This is a genomic window from Peptidiphaga sp. (genome assembly GCF_057238965.1).
The window spans coordinates 1-2,132 of sequence record NZ_DBHHEV010000147.1 but is presented as its reverse complement, the minus strand read 5'-3'; the positions used below and the strand labels follow the sequence as shown (position 1 = coordinate 2,132).

The following is a 2,132-nucleotide window of genomic DNA, read 5'->3' as shown; positions in this document are numbered from 1 at the left end:
TTCAGTACAACGGAGACCCCGAACGCCGGGCAGCTGAAACTGTACCTCCGCACCCCCGCCGATCGTTACCCCCAGAGGAACGCCTACCGATGCGAGGAACCGATAGGTTAAGGTCAAGCCCGCGCGAGGACCTTGGCGATGCGCTTGGCCGAAACCTTGCCGTTCGTACCGAGCTGCTGGGCGAAAAGGGAGACCCGAAGCTCTTCGACCATCCAGCGGGCCTCGTCCAAGGCCGCTGCGGCGCTTGGATCGTAGGCGCGTGAAGCGGCGGCGGCCTGAGCGGCTTCGACCTTGTCGTTCACGTCTTGAATCTGCCAGGCCAGCGCGTCGTCCCCGGAGGGATTCGTGGCGGCCTTCTGGATGCGGATGTACGCAGCCCGGAGGTAGCGCTCGATGTGCGGCAGCCTGGCGGCGGGCGTGCGGGAGACGAAACCCGACGGAACGAGATTCGCCATCTGCTCCTTGACGTCGGCGAGGGTGGCCAGCAGCGCGGGCGAACGGCTCTCGGCTATCCACCTGTCGACCTCGGCCCGCCGTGCGCAAATCTCGGCGACGTCGAGGCTGATTCGGTAAACCTCGTCCTCGTGGCGCTGCTTGGCCCAGGCCCGCAGCTCGTCCCACTGGCTGCGGGTTCGGACGTCGGCGACGTCGAGGTCGTTCTCGGCCGCCCACTTCGCGGCGAGATTGCGGGCCGACGCCAACTGGACGTCCGCGACCAGGGCGGACGTGTCGGGGTACGGGCTCCCCGCGAGCGCCAACGCTTGAGCCCCCGGCCAGCGGCTCGTGATCCGAGCCTCGGGCAGGGCGATCTCCGCCGCCAGCAAAGCTGCGAGCCCGCGGCGATGTTCCCGCGCTTGGAGCGCCGGATCGGCCAAGACGTCAAGCCTGACTTTGCCGTCGGCCCCCGCTGCGAGCGCCGGGTAGCCGCGCACCGTCATCCCGTGGGCGCCAGTCGTCTCGACCGACGTCGGAATGACGCCCCCGGCCGCTTCCGGCCAGCCTTCGAGGCTCTCGCCAAGCGGCAACGCCGCGCCCTCTGCTGGGCGCGCACTGGTTTGTCCGCCGACGCGGCCGGTTGCACTGCTGCCGCCGTCGGCCTCGGCCCCGCCGCCCGCAAGCCGGAAGCGCGCCTCGTCCAAAGCCTGCGCGACGGCGCCTTTGACCACGGATTCGACTGCCGAGCGGGTGCGCGGCGCGAGTTCCAGCTTGAGCCTTTCGAGGCTCGTCGATTCGTCGAGCACGGCGCCGCGTTCGGACTTCACGCGGAAGAGGACGGAGAGGTGCTCGGGCAGCCGGGCTTCCTCCCACGCCGCGTCGTCGATCCAGAAGCCGCGAAGCCGGAAGACGGCTTCGTCGAAGGCCCGGCGGAAGCTTGGCGCGCCCTCCTGCCCGTGGGCGACGTCCTCCCAGTGAGGCAGAAGCGGGAGGATCTGCCGGGCGACGTCGGGCGCGGGGACGAGTTGGCGGCGCACGCGTTTGGGCAGCGCGCGGATCGTCCCCGTCACGAGGTCTTCGCGCATTCCTGGAACGAGCCAGTCGAACCCTTCGGGGCGCACCTGCGGCAGAAGCGTGACGGGAATGGTGACGGTGACGCCGTCGGCGTAGGCGCCGGGGGAGAAGGAGTATTCGATCGGCAGGCGGATTTCGCCCTGCCGCCATTCGGCGGGATAGTCGCTTTCGTCGGCCTCGGCCTCTCCCACCAGGAGCTCTTGGGTGAAGTCGAGCAGATGGGGATCGTCGCGTTTGGCCTTTTTCCACCAGGAGTCGAAGTGCCGGCCGGAGACCACGAAGTCGGGGATGCGCTCGTCGTAAAAGGCGGCGAGGGCTTCGGGTCCGGCGACGAGGCCGCGGCGGCGCATTTTCTCTTCGAGCTCCTGCGCCTCTTCGAGGGCCCGCTCGTTGTCCTTGAGAAATGCGTGGTGCGTTCGCCAGTCGCCTTCGACCAGCCCGTGGAGGATGAACATCTCGCGGGCTTCCTCGCGGGCAGACTCCGAGCCGGTCGATGCCAGGAGCACCGGCCTGTCCGCAGCGAGCGTCATCCCGTACAGCGATACTTCGGCAGTGCACATGGAGGGGCCGAGTGGCCACCACGGGAAAGACCCCGGATGCGGCCGGTTCACGAGAATATTGGC

The 2,132-nt window shown here is 68.8% G+C and carries 1 protein-coding gene; it reads right to left on the bottom strand.

Going from position 1 to position 2,132, the window contains the following annotated elements; all coding sequences use genetic code 11:
• Positions 1–113: 113 nt before the first annotated feature.
• On the bottom strand, positions 114–2,132 hold a 2,019-nt coding region (locus tag ACO48X_RS11110; protein WP_485002145.1), incomplete at its 5' end, for a DUF3418 domain-containing protein.